This window comes from Rossellomorea oryzaecorticis, from assembly GCF_038405515.1.
Lineage (GTDB): Bacteria > Bacillota > Bacilli > Bacillales > Bacillaceae_B > Rossellomorea > Rossellomorea oryzaecorticis_A.
In genome coordinates, this window is record NZ_JBBYAF010000115.1 from 1 (window position 1) to 387 (window position 387).

Consider the following 387-nt stretch of genomic DNA (forward strand, 5'->3'; position numbering starts at 1 on the left):
TGACTGATACTAATCGATCGAGGACTTAACCAAACGAAAAAGCGGAGGCGGCTCGTTCAGAGACGACAAGCATTTTCGGGGCAAGCAGAAGAGGGCGTTCTTCCCTCAGCTGATTGACACGGAAATGACCTCGAGTCTCTAGCTGCCGGAGCTGGATTAATACGATACCGGTATTCTTGACATCAATTCTTTATCTAGTTTTCAGTGAATAAATTTTAAATTAACACTTGAAATTTTCTCTGAAAAAGATATAATAAAACTTGTCCTTAAAAAAGGATAACAGTCTGGTGACTATGGCGAAGAGGTCACACCCGTTCCCATGCCGAACACGGAAGTTAAGCTCTTCAGCGCCGATGGTAGTTGGGGGATCTCCCCCTGTGAGAGTAG

1 rRNA gene is annotated in these 387 nt (G+C 44.4%); it reads left to right on the forward strand.

What is annotated here, in order from left to right:
• Window positions 1–283: 283 nt before the first annotated feature.
• A 5S ribosomal RNA gene (gene rrf, locus AAEO50_RS21350) occupies window positions 284–387 on the forward strand; the annotation flags it as partial.